The following is a 20910-nucleotide window of genomic DNA, read 5'->3' as shown; positions in this document are numbered from 1 at the left end:
TTTTAATCTTTTTAATTGTTTATAGAGATTACTTTACAAAGCCGTTTTATTTCTATTTTTAGTACTTGAATGAACGTTCATTGTAGGCACTTTAACGGGATTAAATCGTGCTCTAATTTGCCATTTAGGTTTTATCGGGGTTAATGGTAATACCCTTTTTTTAGCAATAATAATATACACGGAACCAAAACTAGTTAAATAGTTACTGGCAAACTTATGCCAAAAACTTGTGCTTCCTTTTTTATTCATTTTACCTGTTAAACTGCTATGTAAACAACGTTCATCAGTCAAAATTTCAAACCCCATTAAATGCAGCCAATCTTTAACGCGCATAGGCGAAAAAAAGTGTTCATTCCATGGGCTTTGTTTTTTTCTATAAGGTATCACCCTGTTGAGCCCAGCCAAAGACAAAGGATTAAATCCTGTAATAATAAGGTAGCCATTGGGGATAAGCGCCCGGTTTGCCTCTCGAATCACGTGATGGGGATCAAGTGAAAACTCTAAAACATGGCTTAATAAACAAACATCCACGCTGTGTTCAAGCAGTGGTAAATCATCTAGCTCACCTACAATGTTAGCTTTATAGTCGGTTACAGAGTCAGCGATTAAAGGGTTAAAACAACTTACTTGGTGCTTTATTGGACTTGATTGACACGATATTTCATGACTTAATGCACCAATTTTAAGTAAGTGATAACCAAAAAATCGTTGCCACCAAGGTTTTAACACCTCATCAATTGCCGACAAAATAATATTGCCATTAGGTAAGTCTTGCCATGATTGAGGGTAATTGGGTTGTCTAAATGCTAAGGCTGGCTTCATATAGCTAAGTTATTTCAATTGGTATTACTGATAAACTCAGTATAATTAACTCTATATCTTAAGCAAGAAGCAAGTTGGAAATTTTAGATGAGCGAAATTAAAATAAACAATGCAACCGTTCCTCCAGAAAATGTAACTGATTTGAACGTTAGGGCCTTAAACGCTTTTACTGATAATTATATTTGGTCTATTGAGAATAACACACAAGTGGCGATAGTCGACCCTGGCGATGCTGAGGTATGTATTCACTATTTGGAAACTCATCAAAAAATACTTAACACAATATTAATTACTCATCATCATGCAGATCATACTGGTGGTATAAAACAACTATTAGCTTATTGTAAACAAAAGCAATGGCCAATCACTATCTATGGGCCAGCAAATGAAAAAATTCCTTATTGTGACAGTAAGTTAGTTGAAAATGATTGCGTAAACTTGCCTAGTTTAGGCATAGCTTTCAGGGTTATTGATCTGCCTGGTCATACTTTAGGACATATTGCTTATTTTAAAGATGATGAGAACAACCCATTATTGTTTTGTGGAGACACTCTCTTTTCTGGCGGGTGCGGTCGACTTTTTGAAGGAACCGCAAAGCAAATGCTAACTTCGTTAACCAAACTAAAAAACTTACCTGAACATACAAAAGTTTATTGTGCTCATGAATACACCCAAGCCAACCTAAATTTTGCATTGGTTGTAGAACCTAATAATAAAGATTTAATTAATTATAATGAAAAAGTGAATAAACTACGTGAAGCAAACCAAGCCACTATTCCTACCTCTATTAAAGTGGAAAAAATGATTAACCCCTTTTTAAGAAGCCATCTACCCACAATACAAAACAGTGCTGTTGCATTTAATAGTAGTACACAAGCTAATAGTCTTGACACATTTACCACGATTAGACGCTGGAAAGACCAATTTTAACATGATAACCTTAAAGTTCTTAGTATAATCCTTGGCGCATTCATTATGATAATAAAGCGTACCTTAAGATTATTTACCCTGACTATTTATCATTGGTAATTCATGAAATATTTTTTATTCCCAGCTTTTATCCTACTCGCTGGCTGTCAAAGTACTTCAACATCACAAAATAGTGACGTTAAAGAGCACAACACTCAAGTAGAATATTTAGCATCTTCTGCAGATATTAACCAAGCATTACTCATTGATGAAAATATTAATGTGATACACCCCGTGGATGATGTTGCTTTTTCAATGTCGTCAAAGGAAACAGCAACACAAAACAATAATGATGTTTGGCAACGAATTCGAGCAAACCTAACTTTTGATGTGCCCGAAAACAAACGAATTACAGTGCAACGTGATTGGTTTGTAAAACACCCTAACTATCTTGACAGAGTCGCTAAACGTGCCGAACCTTTTTTATATTACATTGTTGAAGAATTAGAAAAAAATAATGTACCCGTTGAGCTAGCTTTACTACCTATAGTTGAAAGCGCATTTGATCCTTTTGCTTATTCTCATGGCAGAGCGTCTGGTATGTGGCAGTTTGTGCCTGATACGGGTACACGTTTTGGCATGAAGCAAAACTGGTGGTATGACGGTCGCCGCGATGTTATAGCCTCAACACAGGGTGCAATAAAATATATGAAGTATTTGCACAAGTTTTTTGATGGCGATTGGCTACTTGCACTTGCTGCATATAATTCAGGTGAGGGCCGCGTAAAACGCGCCGTTAAAAAGAACAAAATACAAGGTAAAAACACAGATTTTTGGGCGTTAGATTTGCCAAGAGAAACTAGAGCTTATGTGCCAAAATTACTCGCCCTTGCTGATATTATTAAACGTCCAGAGCAATTCAACTTAAGTATTTATGAAATAGCGAATAATGAAGTAATAAGCTTAGTTGATATTCACTCCCAACTTGATTTAGCCAAAGCCGCCAGTTTGGCTGGCTTATCATTAACTGAACTACAACGTCTAAACCCTGGCTTCAACCGTTGGTCAACCGACCCTGCAGGTCCGCATCGCTTAGTTTTACCTAAACATAAAGTAGAAAATTTTGAAAAAAACCTAGCAAAATTGGATAAAAATGAACGCTTAGCATGGCAGCGATATAAAATCAGAAAAGGCGATAATTTAGGATATATTGCTAATAAATTTCATACTGGTATTGATTTAATTCGCCAAGTAAATGGTATTAAAGGCAACCAAATAAGAGCGGGAAAACATTTACTTATTCCTGTTGCGGCAAAATCACTCGACAGTTATATACTTTCTCAAGAGCAACGCATTGCTAAAAAACAACAAAAAGCATATCAAGGAGTTAAACTAATCCATACTGTTGTATCAGGAGATAACCTTTGGGATATAGGTCAACGTTACAAAGTCACAGGGAGAAATATCGCTAAATGGAATGGATTTGCCCCTCGAGACACATTAAAGCTTGGACAAAAACTAGTGATTTGGCAAAAACAATCTGTATCAACAAAGCGTACTGAAACCGCAAGAATAAACGCAGGTATAGAACAAGCCATTATGCGAAATATTACCTATAAAGTACGCAGTGGTGATTCGTTTGCCCGCATAGCAAATAAATTCAACGTGAGTATTGGTGATATTGAACGCTGGAATAGTTTAAGCCGAAACAACTACTTACAGCCAGGCCAGAAATTAAAAATATCTGTCGACATAATGAACAATATATAAGCTACATTCAATATTTACAATATATTAACGCACGGTGAAATAACAAACACATTTCACCGTGCGTTGCTAACTACTCGCTATGCTTTATAAACGTTCACTGTCAAATTCAATTAAAAAGTCTTGCTGCTGAACAACACCATCAACAAGTATTTCTATATTAAACCAGAATAACCACGTCATTATCTCTTCAGAGCAGCTTGCAAGTAAACTTTCTGCCATCATCAAGTTATGTTCTTGCTTTGCCTCATTTTCAAAAAAAACAGGTATTTTACCCATAAACATATTCTTTCCTTCAAGATAACTTGAAATACTTTTCAATTGATCGCTTGCATTCTTTGCATCAAATTTCAATTTTACATAAAAAGGTAATTCAGTTTTTATATACGCTTGTGACGGTTCTCCTGAAAATTGAATGGTAAATCTACCGTGTTTTGTATTAACCTCACATTCACTTTGACTTGTTAAACAAACAAAGGATAGCAGCTTATCAGCCTTATTTACCTTAGTTGCTTTTGAAACTGGTCCACATGATAACAAATTGAAAAACAACAATATTACAATAAAAACTTTAATCATTTTAAATTTTATAAGTGCAAGTAATTGTTATTACTACTTGACTCCCTTAAACTATACGAGTGAATACACAATCATCAATATAACTGAATCAACAAACTGAACAGTGTATTTTGAGTTAACTTGTGTATATTTATGCTCTCTATGCTACCAAAGAAGTGATAACTGTGCCTAGTCTACCAAAGTCAAAAAATAGTCAAACCAATTATGTTCAATGTGACGACTGTTCCATGAATACAATATGCCAGCCGGTTACAACGGTAAATCAATCGATTGATATATCTGATAGTTATCTTCATAAAAGAATTGTTAAAAAAACGCTCTTTCAACAATTCGAACCACTTAGTGATATTTACGCTGTTACGTCTGGTGCTTATAAATTAAGCCAAAAAACTGATGATGATGAAGAAAATATTATCGGTTTACGTTTTCCTGGAGAACTCGTTGGTGAAGATGCCTTGTATCTAAAAGAATATAATTACACAGCTATTGCGGTGGGTGAAAGTTCTGTATGTAAAGTTTCTGTAGATCAAGTCACTTCTTGCGGTAAATTAATTCCTGAAATTAAACAAAACTTTATTGAATTACTCAGTAGACAAAGTTATGTCAGACAAAAAAACTTTCAAGCCTATATTGGTAAAAAGTCAGCCGATAGTTTACTTGCATCATTTTTATTAAATATTATCGAAAGAAATGCCAGTTATACTGGCGAGAGCGATTGCATAGACTTACCCATCAGTCGAAATGACGTTGCTAACTTTTTAGGGCTACGAAGAGAAACCCTAAGTCGAGTCTTTTCTAAATTTCAAAAAGAAGCATTGATAAAAGTAGAAAGTAAGAAAATTCATCTACTTGAACGAGAAAAGCTTTGTAAACTAGCTGTTAATTAAAAAGTAGTCTATCTTATTAGGTAGTGTATTTTTTAAAATTTGCTCTCTTATTCTCAAAGCTATACTTTGAATTCAAACTTCAATTACCAACCAAATATCCATACAACTTTTATGGTTAATAAAGTAAAGTTTGACCTAGAACAAATTTAACTAATCGATTCGGTTGATTTATATCACCCGCAAGGGGTAAAATTACCTTGCATACAATGCATTTAGCTGCATTTTGTGACATATATCAACGCCATTTGTCAGCTAAAAAAAAACCGTACAAAAATAGTATAAATATCGTTCGCTTTTTTGTTTTTTAATCTAAAAATACCCTTAAAAAGTATTTTTGATGGTTATAAGTCAATAAAGCTATTCTCATTAATAATAACACTGCGGAATACAAAACATGACTCAAAGTAATACGTCAGCAGTAGACTACAACCTCAATGTTGTTCGTCAATTTACTGTAATGACTGTAATCTGGGGGATCGTAGGTACACTGGTAGGTGTACTTATCGCGGCACAATTAATTTGGCCAGCGTTAAACTTTGATACACCTTGGTTAACCTACTCCCGTCTTCGTCCACTTCATACCAATGCGGTAATCTTCGCTTTTGGAACAAGTGCTCTATTTGCTACATCTTATTACGTTGTGCAACGTACTTGTCAAACTCGATTATTTGGTGGCAAATTAGCTGCTTTTACTTTTTGGGGTTGGCAAGCGGTTATTTTATCTGCGGCTATATCTTTGCCTTTGGGTTATACCTCAACAAAAGAATACGCAGAATTAGAGTGGCCAATCGATATACTTATCACTATCGTATGGGTTTCTTATGCCATTGTTTTTTTTGGTACCCTAGTTAAACGTAAAACATCACATATCTATGTGGCCAATTGGTTCTTTGGTGGTTTTATAGTAACTGTTGCGGTATTACACCTTGGTAACTCAATGGTAGTTCCTATTTCTCTGATGAAATCTTACTCTATCTATCCTGGTGCCATTGATGCCATGATGCAATGGTGGTACGGACATAATGCCGTTGGTTTCTTACTCACTGCTGGTTTCTTAGGAATGATGTACTACTTTGTTCCTAAACAAGCAGAACGCCCTGTGTATTCTTATCGTTTATCTATAGTACATTTTTGGGCATTAATCTCATTATATATATGGGCTGGCCCTCATCATTTACATTACACTGCATTACCTGATTGGGCTCAATCAGTGGGTATGGTGATGTCAGTTGTATTATTCCTCCCTTCTTGGGGTGGGATGATTAACGGTATTATGACGCTTTCTGGAGCTTGGCATAAGCTACGTACCGATCCTATTCTACGTTTCTTAATTGTTTCACTTTCTTTCTACGGTATGTCTACCTTTGAAGGGCCTATGATGGCCATTAAATCAGTAAATGCTTTATCTCATTACACTGACTGGACTGTTGGCCATGTGCATTCAGGTGCTTTAGGTTGGGTTGCTATGGTTTCAATTGGTGCTTTATACCACTTAATTCCCGTGTTATTTAACCAAGGTCGTATGTTTAGCATTCGTTTGATCAATGTTCACTTTTGGATGCATACAACTGGTATCGTACTTTATATTGTAGCTATGTGGATTTCAGGCGTAATGCAAGGGTTAATGTGGCGCGCAGTAAATACTGACGGTACGCTAACTTATAGCTTTGTAGAAAGCTTAACAGCATCATACCCATTCTATTTTATTCGCTTCTTAGGTGGTGTTCTCGTTGTATCAGGCTTTATTTTAATGGCTTACAACATGTTTAAAACTATTGGCGCTAAAGATGGAAGTCTTAAGCCTATTGAAGCAGTTTAAGGAGAACAACCATGCAAAATAAACATGAAAAAGTAGAAAAGAATGTCGGTTTGTTTTTCCTTTTTGCAGTATTAGCGATTAGTGTTGGTGGCTTAGTAGAAATCACACCATTGTTTTTCCAAAAAGAAATGACAACGCCTGTTGACAATTTAAAACCTTACACTGCCCTACAAATGGAAGGTCGCGATATTTATATTCGTGAAGGCTGTAGTAACTGTCATAGTCAAATGATTCGTCCGTTTAGAGCTGAAACTGAACGCTATGGCCATTACAGTGTTGCTGGTGAACATGTTTGGGAACATCCATTTTTATGGGGATCTAAGCGTACAGGCCCTGATCTAGCACGTGTTGGTGGACGTTATAGTGATGATTGGCATATTGCTCATTTAATTGATCCTCGTTCGGTAGTGCCAGAATCAAATATGCCTTCTTTCAAGTGGTTAAATACAAATACCCTTGATGGTGAGCTGACAAGTAAAAAGCTTGAAACCTTTAATTGGTTAACGCGTAATCGCAGCCACAAAGATGAAAATGGTAAAGCTATACCACTCTATTCTCAGGCTGAAATCGATGGCGCTGCTGAAGCAGTAAAAGGTAAAACTGAAATGGAAGCCTTGGTTGCTTATTTGCAATCACTTGGGCATGCATTGAAGTAAGCTGATTATTATGGATTACGGAACGCTTAGAGGGTTTTTTGCCCTCCTAATATTGGCTTTATTTATTATTATTGTAGTTTGGTCTTATTCAAAAAAACGTAAGTCTTCATTTGATGAAGTGGCTAACTCTATTTTTGAAGAAGACGACGGAGTCTTAAAAGAACAAACGACAAAGCAAAATAAAAACAGCCACCTTGATACAGATAGCAAACAGGAGACTAATAATAATGTCTAGCTTCTGGAATATATGGGTTTGGGTTCTTACCCTTGGCACATTAGTAGGTATGTATTTATTACTACGTTGGTGCTTAAAGAACTTTGCAGGTGTAAAAGAAGGTGAATCATTAGGTCACTCTTTTGATGGAATTGAAGAATTAAACCACCCTTTACCTAAGTGGTGGAGCACGTTTTTCTTATTAACTATTATTTGGGCTTTTGGCTATATTGCTATGTACGGCTTAGGTAACTGGACCGGTTTATTAGGCTGGAAGAGTTCAAACCAAGGGATTATGAACCTAGCTGAATCAAAAGCGAAAACAGCAGAGTATTTAGCCGCTGATTCTGGTGTATTAGTTCAGTATGACCGTGAAGTTGCTCAAGCAGATGAGAAATACGGACCTATCTTTGAAGCTTACGCTGCTCGTACTATCGAAGATTTAGCAACAGACAGTGAAGCACTAAAAGTAGGCCAACGTTTATTTATTCAAAACTGTTCACAGTGTCATGGATCAGACGCGCACGGTACGACAGGATTTCCTAACCTAGCAGATAAAGATTGGTTATATGGCGGAACACCAGAAAAAATTAAAGAAACCATAATGCATGGCCGTAAAGCGGTAGGTATGATGGCTTGGGCTGGTGCTCTTGGTGGTGAAGAAGGCGTTAAAGAAGTTGCTGCTTATGTTATTAGTTTAAGTGGACGTTCTGTTAATGCTGATCTTGCCAATGCAGGTAAAGCTAAATTTGGAATTTGTGCTGGTTGTCACGGACCTGAAGGTCAAGGTAGTTTAGCATTAGGCTTACCAATGGGTGCACCAAACTTATCAGATAACACATGGTTATACGGTGGTTCTCAACGAGCAATTGAAGAGTCTATTCGTAATGGCCGTGCTGGGATAATGCCTCCTTGGAAAGATATTCTAGGCGAGGAAAAAGTACACTTAGTTAGTGCTTATATTTATTCTCTTTCGCTAGATTAAGTAGCAAAAAACAATATACTTAGTTATCCTTGAATTTGTAAGTTAATATTTCAAAACTCTATTTAACACATTGTTAAATAGGGTTTTTTATTGTTTAAATATCCTAAAGAAAACTAGCCCAACAAATAAAAAAAAGTTATAATGTAGCACAATTTATACTGCTGAATATTGTTAAACACTATGAATACATCTTGGTATCGTGAACCGTGGGCTTGGTTAGTTTTTATTCTTCCTTTTACTGCGGTTGTTGCAGGGATTTCTACTTACATAATTGCAAATAGTGAACCAGATTCATTAGTTGTTGGTGATTATTATAAAACAGGTAAAGCGATTAATTTACAAGTCGCCAAAGTAAAACGAGCACAGAAGTTAGGCGTACGTTTTGCCTTACAATTATCTAATAATGAGCTTGTTGTAAAACCTACAGGCATTGAAAAAAACTTTCCTATGCTTAACATTAGTTTTTTTCATCCAACCTTAGAAAACGAAGATTTTAATTTATCCTTAACACCGGATGGTAATGGATATTTTAGGCATAATTTTGATAAACAAATATCTGGTAAATGGAAAGTAACCATTTCCCCATTTAATAACATCTCTGATACTAGTTGGAAAATTCAAGACACCATTAGCCTTCCTCAAAATGACTTTATTGATATAATTCCAGATCCAACAAAAGCACAGTAAGCTATGTCTTGTTTTCATTGTGATGAGCCTATTCCAAAAGGCATTAATCTTTACGTTACCATTAACAAAGTAAAACAGCCTATGTGCTGTATTGGTTGCCAAGCAGTTGCCCAAACTATTGTTGATAATGATCTCACGCAATATTATCAATTTAGAACCGAACCAGCTCAAAAAGGTGCAAATTTAATTCCTGAAGAACTTAAGTTTCAACAGCAACAAAAAAATAAATTACTTGATAAAGAAATACTACAAAGTGAGTTTATTTATCAAAATAAAGATTCAAAAGAAGCTATTTTAACCATTGAAGGTATCAGTTGCGCAGCTTGCGCATGGTTAATTGAAATGCAGTTAACCAAACTTGAGGGTATTATCAAGATCAGCGTTAATGCCACAACTCAACGAGCCACTATAGTTTGGCAAGACAGCATTTTACAACTCAGTGATATTCTTGATGCCATTGAGCATATTGGTTATCAGGCATTGCCCTTTAAAGCCAATGAGATTGAACAACGAAACAAAGCCACAAGTAAAATTTTCATTAAACGCTTAGGTATAAGTGGAATTTTAATGATGCAAATCATGATGATAGCTGTGGGTTTGTATTTTGGTGCATTTTCTGACATGGCTGAGCACAATAAAATATACATGCGTTGGGTTAGCTTTCTTTTAGCTGTTCCTATTGTATCTTATGGTGCTTTTCCTTTTTATACTGGTGCAATAAATGCGCTAAAAATGAAACGTTTGTCAATGGATGTACCTGTGTCTATTGCGATCATATTAGCTTTTTGTGCAAGTGCATGGGCAACCATAACTCAGCAAGGCGAGGTTTATTTTGAATCAGTTTCAATGTTTACCTTTTTATTGTTAATTGGCAAATTTTTAGAATTCCGAGCTCGGTCTTATGCTGCACAAGTCTCTGCCAATTTGTTAAAACTTATGCCTATGACAGCAATCAGAATCGGTAAAGCAAATAACATTGATGAATTATCAATAACAAATTTTGAAGACACCAATAAATATATTGAAGAGCTTGTAGCTGCTAAGCAGTTAATTAAAGGTGATGTAGTGCTCATAAAGCCAGGCGAAGTTATTCCTGCTGATGGCATTATCATCAGTGGTAATAGTCAAGTAAATGAAGCTATGTTATCTGGAGAACAATTACCTGTTACCAAAACAGTTAATGACCAAGTTTTTGCTGGCACTATTAATAGTGACGGTAACCTAACCATAGAAGTAAAACAGCCCAGTAACCAATCTTTTTTGAGTCAATTAATTCGTTTAAGTGAACAGTCTCAAGCACATAAACCTAAATTAGCGCGTTTTTCTGACAAAGTGGCACAATATTTTGTGGCAATTATTTTACTTACCGCAATAGGCACTGCTTTATATTGGCAGCAACATTTACCCGAAGAGGCTTTTTGGATTACTTTATCTGTGTTAGTCGCCACTTGCCCTTGCGCCTTATCGTTAGCAACACCTACCGCATTAACTTGTGCTACCACTCGATTAAATCGTGATGGTATTATGATTAAATCAGCCCACGTTATGGAAACAATGCCTAATATTGATTACTTTGCTTTTGATAAAACTGGAACGCTAACCACGGGCGAATTTACCATTGATAAAATTATCATTAAGAATACTCAATATTTAGAAAAAGATATCTTAGCAATAGCCGCTGCACTTGAGTCACACTCAGAGCACCCGCTTGCAAAACCGTTTGTAGAACACAGAGATTACAACATAAAAGCAAATAACATTGAGGTTTTATCTGGGCAAGGTGTGAGTGGAGAGGTCAACGGAACGTCTTACAAAATAGGTAAAGCAAGCTGGTTATTATCAACATCAAAGCAAGAACACCAAGACTTAATCAATGCGTCTTGCGTATTAGTTTCTGATAACAAACTTATTGCGGCATTTTATCTGAAAGATAAAATAAGAGACGATGCTAAACCAGTAATTGATTGTCTTAATATGAACCATAAAACACTAATGCTTTCTGGTGATAATCAAGATGCGTGTGATAAAATAGGCCAAAAATTATCAATATCTCAATGCTATGGAAATTTAAGTGCAACTGATAAAATGGCTATTATTAAAAATCAAGAAGATAAAAATATCAATATAGCGATGATAGGCGATGGCGTGAATGACTCACCTGTATTTGGCGCGGCTCATGTGTCTATGGCAATGGGTTGTGGTACAGATATAGCCAAAAGCGGTGCTGATGTAATTTTGTTAAATAATAAGTTATCAAGTATTAATATATTGAACCATGTTTCAATAAAAACCAAACGTGTTATTTTTCAAAATTACTTATGGGCTTTTGGTTATAATGCCATTGTACTCCCCTTAGCGGTATGTGGTTTTATTACTCCTTATATGGCTGTTATTGGCATGTCTGTCAGTTCAATTTTAGTCATAAGTAATTCATTACGATTACTAAAAAACAGTGCATCAGCTTTCAATACTAAACCACACTAAGAGTAAAGATATGAGTATTATTTATATATTAATTCCAATTGCCGTATTACTCACTGCTCTTGGTATTTATCTCTTTTTTTGGGCTGTAAAAACTGAACAGTTTGAAGATTTAGAGAAACAAGGCATGAGTATTCTGTTTGATGATGCTAAAGATGAAAGCAACAATAAGTCGCAAGTTACACATAACACCGATAAACAGCAAGAAACAGTTAATAATCAGCGAATAGATAAATGAATCTTGATTTGCTCTCCGCTTTTGTGATTGGTTTACTTGGCTCTGGTCATTGTATTGCGATGTGTGGCGGCATTACTTCTATGCTTACCTCTGCTCTACCAACACCAGTCCCACATAAATATGAAAATCAACAAATTCCCGTTAATAATCAAGAAAATCCCTGTAAAGCTTACAACAAAACCATTTTAGTTATTTGTTATAATTTAGGCCGAATTACTTCTTACGCATTTATCGGTGCCATTGTTGGCTTTACTGGCTCTATTGCAGCAAAAAATCTTGGAGCCCCTCTTGCCGCCTTACGCATAATTTCTGCAGTTTTCATGATCTTACTTGGTTTATACCTCGGACAATGGCTAATGTGGCTAAACCGCATTGAAGCGTTAGGGAAGTACTTATGGCAATATATCTCCCCATTAGCCAGTAAGGCCATTCCAGTCAATTCACCTGCCAAAGCTTTATCACTAGGTGTTATTTGGGGCTGGTTACCTTGTGGGTTAGTTTATTCAACGCTGACTTGGGCTTTAGCAAGTGGTAGTATAGTTTCAGGGGCAAGCATTATGCTTTTTTTTGGTCTAGGAACATTACCTGCCCTGTTAACCCTTTCTATTGGCATGACTAGTATGAAAAAGCACCTAATCAAGCCACTTGTAAGACAAACAATGGCATTAATTCTAATATCCTACGGTATTTACAGTTTTATTGTTGCATATCAACAAATGTTCTAATACCATAGTCTAGTCCAAGGAATTAGAGCAAATACCCTTATGCTGTAGTAAGGGTATTTAAAAACAATCTATTTCTCTAATATTAATGAGTAATCTATGCCAAAGAATAGTTGCCCTGGTACACAGCATATTAAGTGTCAAAACTGTAGCATTAGTGAACTTTGTCTCCCTTTCACGCTAAATAATCAAGAGCTAGATAGCCTTGATGAAATAATTGATCGTAAACGTCCATTTCATAAAGGTGATAAAGTGTTTACTGATGGTCAAGAAATGCACGCACTTTATGCTATACGTTCCGGTACATTTAAAACCTTCACTGTAAATGAGCAAGGTGAAGAACAAATCACAGGTTTTCATTTAGCAGGTGATTTACTCGGCTTTGATGGAATTGCTGATTCAGAACATAAAAGTTTTGCCCAAGCACTAGAAACATCAATGATCTGTGAAATTCCGTATAATAGTTTAGACAAGTTATCAAACACTATGCCTAAACTTAAAAAACAAGTTTTGCGTTTAATGAGTAATGAAATTCGCACTGATCAAGAAATGCTAACTTTATTAAACAGAAAAAATGCTGAACAACGAGTTGCTACTTTTTTAGTTAGTTTAAGTGACAGGTATCATGCTAGAGGTCTATCCTCTTCTGAATTCCGTTTAACCATGACACGCAGTGATATTGGCAATTATATTGGTTTAACCGTTGAAACAATCAGTCGTTTATTAAACCGCTTCCATAAAAATGGTTTAATAAAAGTTGATGGTAAGCTTATTACCATACTCGACATTGATGAATTAATAGATTGCTCTGAGCTATAAAATACTTTTAGCGATAAACTTATAGTTAAGCTACTATTAAAATATTAAAAAAATTGATTTAAAACAAGCATTAATTCTTCATTTTTGCTATAAACATAGGTAGGCTTTACTTAATTTATAGCAAAGGTGAGAGTTATCATGAATACCTATCAAAACATTTTGGTTGTTATTGACCCAACAACTAACGATCAAAAAGCATTAAAAAGAGCAATTGATTTAGCCATCAGCATCGACGCGAGTGGTAATAAGGTTAATGTTACGGCCTTTTTAAGTATTTTCGACTTCTCTTATGAAATGACCACAATTCTCTCAAGTGATGAACGTGATGTAATGCGCCAATCAGTAATCAAAGATAAAGAACTTTGGCTTACTGACATCATTAGTGATTTAAATCCTGAGATTAAAATAACGAGCCAAGTTGTTTGGCATAACCGCCCCTTTGAAGCCATTGTTGAGCGTGTTATTCAAGAAAAATACGATCTTGTAATTAAAGGCACTCATCAACATGACAAACTAAAATCCGTTGTATTTACACCTACTGATTGGCACATATTACGAAAATGCCCCTGCCCAGTACTACTTGTAAAAGAGCATGAATGGCCAAGCAATGGTAATATTCTCGCTGCAGTTAATGTTGGCAGTGATGAAGCAGAACACCACTCACTCAATCTAAAAATAACACAAGAAGCCAAACAATTAGCACAACTTATAAAAGGTAATGTCCATTTAGTTAATTCATTTCCTGGTACGCCTGTTAATATTGCTATTGAAATACCTGAGTTTAATTCAACTGAATATAACGACACCATGCTTAAGCATCACGAACAAGCTATGATCACTCATGCAAATAAGTTTGATATTAGTATTGATAACACACATGTTGAAGAAGGTTTGCCCGAAACAGTCATCGAGCACGTAGCAACAAAAATTGATGCTGAGCTAGTAATATTGGGCACCATAGGTAGAACAGGTATATCAGCAGCTTTAATAGGTAACACCGCTGAACACGTTATTGATCAACTTGACTGTGATGTATTAGCACTAAAACCTGATGGCTATGTTTCACCGCTAGAATAATTATTATCCAAAAAAACATATCATAGCAAGGGGCTGACTACAGGCCCCTTATGACAATATCCCCTATAGTATCAACTAGCTTTAAAAGTATAAAAGTCCTATAATACCTCGAAAAATAATGCGCCGCAAAATCGATGGCGTAAAATCTATCACTTTACATTCTGCGTACTAAAGAATCTGCAACATGAACTCTACCCGCTTAACAGCCGTGCAAAAATCTCAACTATCAAAATTAGAAAAACGCCTACGTCATAATGTTGGTCAAGCCATAGCTGAATACAATATGATTGAAGATGGCGATAAAATCATGGTGTGTTTATCAGGCGGTAAGGACAGTTATGCCTTACTTAGTATTCTAATGAAATTAAAAGAATCCGCGCCAATTAATTTTGAATTAATCGCGGTAAATTTAGATCAAAAACAACCTGGTTTCCCTGAACATATTCTGCCTCAATACTTAGACAGCTTAGGTATTGAGTACCATGTAATAGAAGAAGATACCTACACCATAGTAAAAGATAAAATTCCTGAAGGAAAAACCACCTGTAGTTTATGCTCAAGACTGCGCCGTGCTGTACTTTATAAAACAGCCAAAAACTTAGGCGCAACTAAAATTGCCTTAGGACATCATCGTGATGACATGATTGAAACCTTGATGCTAAATATGTTCTATGGTGGAAAAATGAAAGCTATGCCAGCCAAATTGGTTTCAGACAATAGTGAGCATGTTGTTATTCGCCCTTTAGCATTTTGCAAAGAAAGCGAATTAATTCAATACGGCGAGCTAAAGCAGTTTCCAATTATTCCGTGTAACTTATGTGGCTCTCAACCCAATATGCAACGACAAAATATTAAACGCATGTTAAACGACTGGAACGAGCAATCACCAGGCAGAATAGAGTCAATGTTCACAGCCATGCGAAACATTGTACCTTCTCACCTTTGTGACGGTAATTTATTCAATTTCAAAAATATTGATAGTACATCAGGTGTAATCAATGGTGGTGATCTAGCATTTGATGAAGCTGAAATAGATAACAATTTTAGTAATACAACTAAGCATAATAATGAGTTAAATGTGATTGAAGTGAAATAATACCATACATTTTATAATACAATAACTTATATATTGATTTCACTTCATACTCCCCAACTATCCTTATAGCTAAAAGTACTGTTGATTATGTCTTAGCATATTAGTGATATCAATGACGTAATCTACACCACGTTCAGAATACGGTAATAGGCCTGTTGCAAGTACTGTAGGGTTAAGATTTTGTTCTTGTGACCGTAATTCAGCCCGTATGGTTCTAAACACATTATATGCATTGTTAGTATTAATGTTTTTATAATACCGTACAACCGCTTCTTCTAGACTCTGAAAAGCAGCCACTTCATGTATTTCACCAGTGCTTCTTCCACTTGGCACCATGCCACATCCTTGTTGATAGCACCAAATACCAAAAAAGTTCAGGCCGATACGAGAGAACCGAGAGGTTCCCCAAGCCGACTCATTTGCTGCCTGAACCAAAACTAATGGAATAGGAATAATGTCAACACGTGATAACAGAGCATTTAATTTTGTTAATGTTGACGCATTTTTATTTACTTGATATTGCTTTGCTAAACGGTTTAATTCTTGATGTTCTTGTTCAGATAAAGGTAATTCTAGTGATACTTTTTCAATCCAAGTATTAAGCTTTGCTCTAGTTTCTAATAGTTTTCTATTTTGTTTAACCACAACAGGTTTTATAAAGTTAAAAAACTTTTTCTTTTTGGTTTTTATGTCATCTATTGCAGCAAAATCTGGCAATTCCACATTATGTAAAGGTTTTTCAACTGTTTTTTTAATTATTTTTTCAGATTTTTCATCCGCAGTTACTTGGGCTTGTGTTTTGGCTTTTATTTCAATTGGTGTTGATTCAATCGTTTTATTCATTACCGTGGGTTTCAAAAAAGTAAAAGGGGCAATCAAAAAAATAGCGAACAAAAACAATTCAACCTTAATTAGTATTGAGTTTTTCATAAGAATTCCATAAATAAGTCGGTTTATGCAGAAAAGGTATCATCACTGTCTGATGAATTTTTATCTGATTTTGCGCTATTTGTTAACAAAGTAATGTCAATAGGCTTATTGGTAGCTAAACTAATACCAAAAATTTCACGATATAAAATACCTTTGACATTATAAAATAAAGGGGCAAGAAACGACACGCCAATTAACAAAATCATCACGCCTAACGGAGCAAAACTCGATTCAAGTAAAAAAGCCAATGGCATAAATAAAACAACAAGTGATAGCAGTAAAATGAAGTACAAATAAAGAATAGCAAAAAACTTAAATCGTAATGTTTGAATAGATAAGATGATCGCTTTCATAGGCGTCATTTTTTTTTCAATAACAAGAGGTATGGTTAATGATAACGTTACGGCTAAAAAGATGCCTGGCAGCACAAACAATTGAAAACCAATGCTAATTAATATTGAGGTAAATAATGCGCATAATACTACCCAGCTCGCCCGAGATAAAAAAGAAAATATCATTTTGGCATGTGTTTGCATACCAATAGCATGCTGAACTCCCATCATTTCAATACCACCAACAAAAGGCCATACCGCTACAGTAACAATAAGGTTTAGTATCATACTAGCTTTTGGATCAGCAATAACAACTTCAATACCACCAAGGTAATTACTGACAATAAAAGAAACTAACATGCCAAGCAACAAAGAAAATAACAAACCTAAATTAATAGCTAACCTAGACTTTAATGTTTGTTCCCACGCTTCAGTTAAGATAGTTTTAACATCAATTTGGTAGTCGCCCTTAAGCGCACTTTCAATATTACCACCAACTTGTACGATCGTTATTTTTTCTGGCAAAACAGTAATCCTTATAAGTTTTTACTAATTGATCAAAATAATTAGTTAAAAGTAAATCTAGCGAGAAGAATAAAATAAAAACGGCATTATACCCGAATATAAAATTAAGTGTTGACGACTATGGTCTAATTCAAGTCACTAAGCACTAACTGAACAGCTAAGGCTAATAAAACGCCCCCCATTATTCTATCAAGAAGATAACCTTTAATTTGTAAAAAATATCTAATGCGAGGATGCGTTAGTAAGTATGATAAACAAACAAACCAACCCCCTGTTGCTACTGTCATATACAATCCATAACTCAGCTTTATTACAAAAGGTGTGTCAGGTGCAATGACGACAGAGTACAAACTAACAAAAAACAATGTTGCCTTTACGTTTAATCCATTAATTAAAAATCCCGTAAAAAATGCTCTTTTCGCTGAAGGAAGTGTTTCTTTATTCGCTACGGTGGTTAACACTCGGTAGTCATCACGGTTCTTATTTTCTTCACCACTCAAAGTTTGCAACGCTTCAGTATCATTAGGTTTTTTCGCACGTAAACCGTGCCAAGCTATATAGCAAAAATAACTTGCGGCTATATATTTTAACGCAGTAAATAACCTTTCATCACTTGCAATAATCAACCCCACCCCAACTAAAGAGTAGGTAACGTGCAATAAAATCCCCGTTGCTATACCAAAGCTGGTAAATATTGCAGTACGGCGATCATAACGAATACTTTGTTTCAATATAATAGCAAAATCAGGCCCGGGGCTGGCTACAGCAAGTAAATGCACTACTGCAATAAGAAAAAATTGTTCTAAATATGACATGAATGATTCTATTATTAATGTAAAGGGGATTATTGTAATGGGTATTTATGGTGAATATTGGTCAGTATTTGTTGAAAAAAAAGCGTACCTTTTTTATTTGCTAACGCAATATTGTTTTCTGGAATTTTTTCGGGTTCATTATACACAGATAATACCTTTGCCATACTTGCCTCACGAATAATATGTATAACAGGATAAGGAGATCGATTAGTAAAGTTACTACTATCGTCATAATCTTCGCCATCAAAACAGTACTCAGGATGCATACTAGCAAGTTGAAAAATACCTTCGAAGCCAGAGTTAACGAGTAAATCATTACCATATTCAACTAAATCTAAATAACGTTCAAACCCTCTGAATCCATCTCGGTATATGATCAACGTGGTTTCAAGTTCATTATGAGCTTGTAAGTAGCGACATTGTCCAATTAATTCATGTAATGCTGGTTTTACTTGATCCTCTGTAGATTCATGATAATAAATAGTGTTATTTACAAATTCTTTTTTTGCAAAAGGGCAAAAATTAAGATCAATAATCACTTCTTCAAGCCATTGTTTTATGGCTAAAATTGCATTAGTTTCAGTTTTATTTTTACTACTAGTCATTAAGCTATGCTTCACATATTAGTTTGTTGATTGCTGTAATTGCCACATTTTACTGTATTTTCCTTGCAAGGCTAATAATTCTTTATGATTACCTTGCTCAACTATTTCACCGTCATTCATCACAATAATACTATCGCTATCTGTAATAGTAGATAATCGGTGTGCAATGACCAAACTCGTGCGGGTTTTTGCTACCTCATTAATTGCGGCTAAAATGGCTTGCTCAGAATGACTATCTAACGAAGAAGTTGCTTCATCAAACACAAGAATATGGGGGTTTTTTAATATTGTTCTCGCGATAGCAACCCGTTGTTTCTCACCACCAGACAATTTTAATCCACGTTCGCCTACCATTGTTTCAACACCTTCTGGAAGACTATTAACAAACTTTGTTAGGTGCGCAAGTTCAATAGCTTTCATCACTTGTTGAGCATTTGCTTCTGGGTTGCCATAATTAACATTAGCAAACAAAGTATCGTTAAAGAGAACTGTGTCTTGTGGCACAATGCCTATGTGCTGTCGCAGTGAGTTTTGCGTAACATGATTTATATCTTGAGCATCGATACTAATAGCACCTGAACTAACATCATAAAAACGAAATAATAATTTAACTAACGTTGATTTACCTGAACCACTTTCACCAACAACCGCAACCTTTTTCCCACCATTGACCTTAAAAGAAACCCCCTTGATGATAGGACGTTTTTTATTATACGAAAAGTGTACATTGTTAAAACTAATACTCGCTTGGCTTATTGATAACTCAGTGGCGTTATCAATATCTTGCACTGTAGGTGTTTTATCTAATAAACCAAATAAATTTTCGATGTTTGCCAATGAGCCTTTGATTTCACGATAAACAAAACCTAAAAAGTTAAGTGGCATAAATAACTGCATCATAAAGGCATTGATTAATACAAAATCACCTAATGTCATCTTGCCTTCACTAACATTAACAGCTGCAAGTGCTAACATTGAGGTCATTGCTATGGCAATAATAAGTGCTTGTCCGCCATTTAATGCAAATAATGATAAACGATTTTTAATTTTGGCTTGTTCCCACATACTCAGTTGTTTGTCGTATGCCTGTGCTTCATAATCTTCATTAGTAAAATATTTAACTGTTTCGTAATTAAGTAAGCTATCAATCGCCCGAGTATTACTTGAAGAATCCGCTCGATTGGCTTCGCGAACATAACGTGTTCTTAAGTCGGTAGCGTAGACAGAATAGGCTATATAGGTAAGAATTGATCCTAAGGTAATTAAGGCAAACCAAATACCATAGTTTACAAATAAAATCGTAACAACCATTACAATTTCAAATAATGTGGGAACAATATTAAACACCATAAAGCGCATTAAAAAACTAATGCCCGAAGTGCCTCGGTCTATATCACGAGATAAACCACCTGTTTGTCGGTTTAAGTGAAAATCAAGATCTAATTGATGTAAATGACGAAATACTTTTAAGCCAATACGACGTATTGCTCGCTCAGTTACCCGACCGAATAACGTATCACGAATTTCTGCAAACACCACAATAGATAAACGTACAGCACCATAAGCGAGTACTAAACCAAAAGGTACTACAAACGTATTCAAATTCTCAGGCGCTTTCGCATCTAAGGTATCAACAATATCTTTTAAAATGAAAGGTAAGTATACACTGGCTATTTTAGTGAGTATCAAACAGAAAAAAGCAAACGTGATACGTTTTTTAAACTCAAAAAGATAAGGTAAAATTAATTTAAACGCTTGCCAATTAATAGTGGAAACTTCTTGTTCAGAATAACTTGAACGACGCATATTTACCTTATTTATAAATAATACCAAGTTGATTAAGTTCTTTCCCACTCAGCGAGAATTAAAAGGCTTAGAGGCACAGGTTATACGTTCCAAACATAACCTAAGTACCTACATCCATGTAGGCAAGGCATTGATTGAA

The 20910-nt window shown here is 35.3% G+C and carries 21 protein-coding genes; 14 read left to right on the top strand and 7 right to left on the bottom strand.

Annotated elements, in window-relative coordinates:
* Positions 1 to 33: 33 nt before the first annotated feature.
* Complete coding sequence (locus tag ACE1OF_RS08800) at positions 34 to 822, bottom strand: class I SAM-dependent methyltransferase (protein WP_448893937.1); 789 nt, start codon at positions 820 to 822, stop codon at positions 34 to 36.
* An 87-nt stretch (positions 823 to 909) separates the two neighbouring features.
* Between ACE1OF_RS08800 and gloB the strand changes: the two genes are divergently transcribed.
* Entirely contained in the window at positions 910 to 1752 is an 843-nt protein-coding gene (gene gloB / locus ACE1OF_RS08795) for a hydroxyacylglutathione hydrolase (RefSeq protein ID WP_448893936.1), read from the top strand.
* Positions 1753 to 1854: 102 nt separating this feature from the next.
* Complete coding sequence (locus ACE1OF_RS08790; protein ID WP_448893935.1) at positions 1855 to 3501, top strand: LysM peptidoglycan-binding domain-containing protein; 1647 nt, start codon at positions 1855 to 1857, stop codon at positions 3499 to 3501.
* An 84-nt stretch (positions 3502 to 3585) separates the two neighbouring features.
* Here ACE1OF_RS08790 and ACE1OF_RS08785 read toward each other — a convergent pair whose 3' ends face one another.
* Positions 3586 to 4077 (bottom strand): hypothetical protein, encoded by a 492-nt coding sequence (locus ACE1OF_RS08785; protein ID WP_448893934.1) that lies wholly within the window; start codon positions 4075 to 4077, stop codon positions 3586 to 3588.
* A 227-nt stretch (positions 4078 to 4304) separates the two neighbouring features.
* Between ACE1OF_RS08785 and ACE1OF_RS08780 the strand changes: the two genes are divergently transcribed.
* The 12 genes from ACE1OF_RS08780 to ttcA all read left to right on the top strand — a co-directional run bounded on the left by ACE1OF_RS08780 (position 4305) and on the right by ttcA (position 15758).
* Positions 4305 to 4964, top strand: a complete 660-nt coding sequence (locus tag ACE1OF_RS08780) for a Crp/Fnr family transcriptional regulator (protein ID WP_448893933.1) — start codon at positions 4305 to 4307, stop codon at positions 4962 to 4964.
* Positions 4965 to 5358: 394 nt separating this feature from the next.
* Complete coding sequence (gene ccoN, locus ACE1OF_RS08775) at positions 5359 to 6783, top strand: cytochrome-c oxidase, cbb3-type subunit I (protein ID WP_448893932.1); 1425 nt, start codon at positions 5359 to 5361, stop codon at positions 6781 to 6783.
* A gap of 11 nt (positions 6784 to 6794) precedes the next feature.
* Positions 6795 to 7439, top strand: a complete 645-nt coding sequence (gene ccoO / locus ACE1OF_RS08770) for a cytochrome-c oxidase, cbb3-type subunit II (protein ID WP_448893931.1) — start codon at positions 6795 to 6797, stop codon at positions 7437 to 7439.
* A gap of 10 nt (positions 7440 to 7449) precedes the next feature.
* The gene (locus ACE1OF_RS08765) at positions 7450 to 7674 is read left to right on the top strand and encodes a cbb3-type cytochrome oxidase subunit 3 (RefSeq protein ID WP_448893929.1); all 225 of its coding nucleotides are present in this window, start codon (positions 7450 to 7452) and stop codon (positions 7672 to 7674) included.
* Positions 7667 to 8638 carry a cytochrome-c oxidase, cbb3-type subunit III gene (gene ccoP, locus ACE1OF_RS08760; RefSeq protein ID WP_448893928.1) on the top strand — a complete coding sequence of 324 codons (972 nt, stop codon included), beginning with the start codon at positions 7667 to 7669 and terminating at the stop codon, positions 8636 to 8638. Before ACE1OF_RS08765 ends, ccoP begins: the two co-directional genes overlap by 8 nt.
* 180 nt (positions 8639 to 8818) lie before the next feature.
* Positions 8819 to 9325, top strand: a complete 507-nt coding sequence (locus ACE1OF_RS08755) for a FixH family protein (RefSeq protein WP_448893926.1) — start codon at positions 8819 to 8821, stop codon at positions 9323 to 9325.
* A gap of 3 nt (positions 9326 to 9328) precedes the next feature.
* Complete coding sequence (locus tag ACE1OF_RS08750) at positions 9329 to 11809, top strand: heavy metal translocating P-type ATPase (RefSeq protein ID WP_448893925.1); 2481 nt, start codon at positions 9329 to 9331, stop codon at positions 11807 to 11809.
* 10 nt (positions 11810 to 11819) lie between these two features.
* Positions 11820 to 12044, top strand: coding sequence for a cbb3-type cytochrome oxidase assembly protein CcoS (gene ccoS, locus ACE1OF_RS08745; protein WP_448893924.1), 225 nt, complete (start codon positions 11820 to 11822; stop codon positions 12042 to 12044).
* Positions 12041 to 12769: a sulfite exporter TauE/SafE family protein gene (locus tag ACE1OF_RS08740; protein ID WP_448893923.1), complete on the top strand. Its 729-nt coding sequence runs from the start codon at positions 12041 to 12043 to the stop codon at positions 12767 to 12769. Before ccoS ends, ACE1OF_RS08740 begins: the two co-directional genes overlap by 4 nt.
* A 96-nt stretch (positions 12770 to 12865) precedes the next feature.
* Positions 12866 to 13585: a fumarate/nitrate reduction transcriptional regulator Fnr gene (gene fnr / locus ACE1OF_RS08735; protein WP_448893922.1), complete on the top strand. Its 720-nt coding sequence runs from the start codon at positions 12866 to 12868 to the stop codon at positions 13583 to 13585.
* Between the two features lie 138 nt (positions 13586 to 13723).
* Positions 13724 to 14662: a universal stress protein UspE gene (uspE, locus tag ACE1OF_RS08730; RefSeq protein ID WP_448893921.1), complete on the top strand. Its 939-nt coding sequence runs from the start codon at positions 13724 to 13726 to the stop codon at positions 14660 to 14662.
* Positions 14663 to 14846: 184 nt separating this feature from the next.
* Positions 14847 to 15758 carry a tRNA 2-thiocytidine(32) synthetase TtcA gene (ttcA, locus tag ACE1OF_RS08725; protein WP_448893920.1) on the top strand — a complete coding sequence of 304 codons (912 nt, stop codon included), beginning with the start codon at positions 14847 to 14849 and terminating at the stop codon, positions 15756 to 15758.
* Between the two features lie 69 nt (positions 15759 to 15827).
* Here ttcA and ACE1OF_RS08720 read toward each other — a convergent pair whose 3' ends face one another.
* The 5 genes from ACE1OF_RS08720 to ACE1OF_RS08700 all read right to left on the bottom strand — a co-directional run bounded on the left by ACE1OF_RS08720 (position 15828) and on the right by ACE1OF_RS08700 (position 20771).
* Positions 15828 to 16688, bottom strand: coding sequence for a glucosaminidase domain-containing protein (locus ACE1OF_RS08720; protein ID WP_448893919.1), 861 nt, complete (start codon positions 16686 to 16688; stop codon positions 15828 to 15830).
* Positions 16689 to 16711: 23 nt separating this feature from the next.
* Positions 16712 to 17545, bottom strand: coding sequence for a hypothetical protein (locus ACE1OF_RS08715; RefSeq protein ID WP_448893917.1), 834 nt, complete (start codon positions 17543 to 17545; stop codon positions 16712 to 16714).
* A 125-nt stretch (positions 17546 to 17670) separates the two neighbouring features.
* A complete protein-coding gene (locus tag ACE1OF_RS08710; protein ID WP_448893916.1) occupies positions 17671 to 18360 on the bottom strand; it encodes a LysE family translocator in 690 nt (229 codons plus the stop codon).
* Positions 18361 to 18389: 29 nt separating this feature from the next.
* Positions 18390 to 18965: a DUF1415 domain-containing protein gene (locus ACE1OF_RS08705; protein WP_448893914.1), complete on the bottom strand. Its 576-nt coding sequence runs from the start codon at positions 18963 to 18965 to the stop codon at positions 18390 to 18392.
* A gap of 18 nt (positions 18966 to 18983) precedes the next feature.
* Positions 18984 to 20771 carry an ABCB family ABC transporter ATP-binding protein/permease gene (locus tag ACE1OF_RS08700; RefSeq protein WP_448893913.1) on the bottom strand — a complete coding sequence of 596 codons (1788 nt, stop codon included), beginning with the start codon at positions 20769 to 20771 and terminating at the stop codon, positions 18984 to 18986.
* Positions 20772 to 20910: the final 139 nt, after the last annotated feature.

The sequence above is a fragment of the Colwellia sp. E150_009 genome (assembly GCF_053543955.1).
The sequence above is the reverse complement of the archived record's forward strand: the minus strand, read 5'-3'. Positions and strand labels throughout refer to the sequence as shown.